The sequence below is a fragment of the Dongia rigui genome, from assembly GCF_034044635.1.
GTDB lineage: Bacteria > Pseudomonadota > Alphaproteobacteria > Dongiales > Dongiaceae > Dongia > Dongia rigui.
Map to the genome: position 1 here is coordinate 2452112 of NZ_JAXCLX010000001.1, position 2695 is coordinate 2454806.

Consider the following 2695-nt stretch of genomic DNA (forward strand, 5'->3'; position numbering starts at 1 on the left):
TAAGGAGATCTGAGAGATGTCGCGTCGTCACGCCGCTGAAAAGCGCGAAGTTCTGCCGGATGCCAAGTTCGGCGATATCGTGCTCACCAAGTTCATGAACAGCCTTATGTATGCCGGCAAGAAGTCGACGGCAGAGACCATCGTCTACGGCGCTCTCGCGAGCGTCGAGAAGAAGTCGAAGGGCGCCGATCCGGTGAAGCTGTTCCACGAAGCCCTCACCAACGTGAAGCCGCACCTTGAAGTGCGCTCGCGCCGCGTCGGTGGTGCTACCTATCAGGTGCCGGTCGAAGTTCGCCCGGACCGCGCCCAGGCGCTGGCGATCCGCTGGATCATCACCGTTGCCCGTGGCCGTTCCGAGCAGACCATGACCGACCGTCTTGCCGCCGAACTCCTCGACGCCGCCAACAACCGCGGCGCCTCGGTGAAGAAGCGCGAAGACACCCATCGTATGGCGGAGGCCAACAAGGCCTTCTCGCACTATCGCTGGTAAGAGCAAGGAAACCGCATCATGGCGCGCACTACTCCGCTCGAGCGATACCGCAATATCGGCATCATGGCCCACATCGATGCCGGCAAGACCACCACGACCGAGCGCATCCTCTATTACACCGGCAAGTCCTATAAGATCGGCGAAGTGCATGAAGGCACGGCGACGATGGATTGGATGGAGCAGGAGCAAGAGCGCGGCATCACCATCACGTCGGCTGCCACCACCTGCTTCTGGAACGATCACCGTATCAACATCATCGACACCCCGGGCCACGTCGACTTCACCATCGAAGTCGAGCGCAGCTTGCGTGTGCTCGACGGTGCCGTCACGGTGTTCGACTCGGTTGCCGGCGTTGAGCCGCAGTCGGAGACGGTGTGGCGCCAGGCCGACAAGTACGGCGTGCCGCGCATCTGCTTCGTCAACAAGATGGATCGCATCGGCGCCGATTTCTATCGTTGCGTTGACATGATCGTCGATCGCCTCGGCGCCAAGCCGCTGGTGATCCACCTCCCGATCGGTTCGGAAAGCGAATTCGCCGGTCTCGTCGATCTCGTCGCCATGAAGGGTGTCATCTGGAAAGATGAAAGCCTCGGCGCCGAATTCGTCGTCGGTGACATTCCCGCCGACATGAAGGAGAAGGCCGAAGAATATCACGCCCGTCTCGTCGAGATGTGCGTCGAGCTCGACGACCAGGTCATGGAAGCCTATCTCGAAGGCAAGCAGCCGGACGTCGACACGCTGAAGAAGCTCATCCGCAAGGGCACCAATTCGGGCGCGTTCGTGCCCGTGCTCTGCGGTTCGGCTTTCAAGAACAAGGGCGTGCAGCCCATGCTGGACGCCGTCGTCGATTTCCTGCCGTCGCCGCTCGACGTTCCGGACATGAAGGGCGTCGCTGTCGACAGCGACCAGGAAATGACCCGCAAGAGCTCGGATGACGAGCCGTTCTCAGGGTTGGCGTTCAAGATCATGACCGATCCGTTCGTCGGTTCGATCACCTTCGTGCGCGTCTATTCCGGTATCCTCAACTCGGCCACCACCGTCCTCAACACGGTGAAGGAAGAGAAAGAGCGCGTCGGCCGCATGCTGCTCATGCATGCCAACAGCCGCGAAGACATCAAGGAAGCCCGCGCTGGCGACATCGTCGCGCTCTGCGGTCTGAAGAACACCACCACCGGCGACACCCTTTGCGACCCCGCGCACCCGATCGTGCTCGAGCGCATGGAATTCCCGGAGCCGGTCATCGAAGTGGCCGTCGAGCCGAAGTCGAAGGCCGATCAGGAAAAGATGGGCGTGGCCTTGAACCGCCTCGCGCAGGAAGACCCGAGCTTCCGCGTCAATTCCGATCCGGAAAGCGGCCAGACGATCATTAAGGGCATGGGCGAGCTCCATCTCGAAATTCTCGTCGACCGCATGAAGCGCGAATTCAAGGTCGAAGCCAACGTGGGTGCGCCGCAGGTGGCGTATCGCGAAAGCATCACCAAGAAGGTCGAGCACGACTACACCCACAAGAAGCAGACCGGTGGTTCGGGCCAGTTCGCCCGCGTCAAGATCCGCTTCGAGCCGCTCGAAGCCGGTGCCGGCTTCGTGTTCGAGAATGCCGTCGTCGGTGGCTCGGTGCCGCGTGAATACGTGCCGGGCGTCGAAAAGGGCCTGAAGCTCGCCAAGGAAACGGGCGTCATCGCCGGCTTCCCGCTGATCGACTTCAAGGCGACCCTGATCGACGGCGCCTATCATGACGTTGACTCGAACGTGCTGACCTTCGACATCGCCTCGCGCGCCTGCTTCCGCGAAGCCATTCCGAAAGCCGGTCCGCGCCTGCTCGAGCCGATGATGAAAGTCGAAGTCGTCACCCCGGAAGACTACATGGGCGACGTCATCGGCGATCTCAACTCGCGTCGTGGCCAGGTCCAGGGCATGGACAGCCGCGGTAACGCCCGCGTCATCACCGCGATGGTGCCGCTGGCCAACATGTTCGGCTATGTGAACACTCTGCGCTCGATGAGCCAGGGCCGTGCCCAGTACAGCATGACTTTCGACCACTATGAGCAGGTTCCCCAGGCGGTTGCGGACGAAGTCCGCGCCAAGATGGCCTGAGCGAACCGCGACAGATACTGACGGAGTAAAGAAGATGGCGAAGGCTAAATTCGAGCGTAACAAGCCGCACTGCAACGTTGGCACGATCGGCCACGTTGACCACGGCAAGAC

Annotated in this window: 2 protein-coding genes; both read left to right on the plus strand. The window is 61.4% G+C overall.

Annotation, left to right across the window (positions count from 1 at the left end; genetic code table 11):
* The first annotated feature begins 16 nt into the window (after positions 1–16).
* Positions 17–490 carry a 30S ribosomal protein S7 gene (gene rpsG, locus SMD31_RS11480; protein WP_320500981.1) on the plus strand — a complete coding sequence of 158 codons (474 nt, stop codon included), beginning with the start codon at positions 17–19 and terminating at the stop codon, positions 488–490.
* Positions 491–508: 18 nt separating this feature from the next.
* Positions 509–2584, plus strand: coding sequence for an elongation factor G (fusA, locus tag SMD31_RS11485; protein WP_320500982.1), 2076 nt, complete (start codon positions 509–511; stop codon positions 2582–2584).
* Positions 2585–2695 lie beyond the last annotated feature (111 nt).

Coding starts and splice junctions, on each gene's coding strand:
- fusA (WP_320500982.1), top strand. CDS start 509: ATGGCGCGCACTACTCCGCTCGAGCGATACCGCAATATCGGCATCATG.
- rpsG (WP_320500981.1), top strand. CDS start 17: ATGTCGCGTCGTCACGCCGCTGAAAAGCGCGAAGTTCTGCCGGATGCC.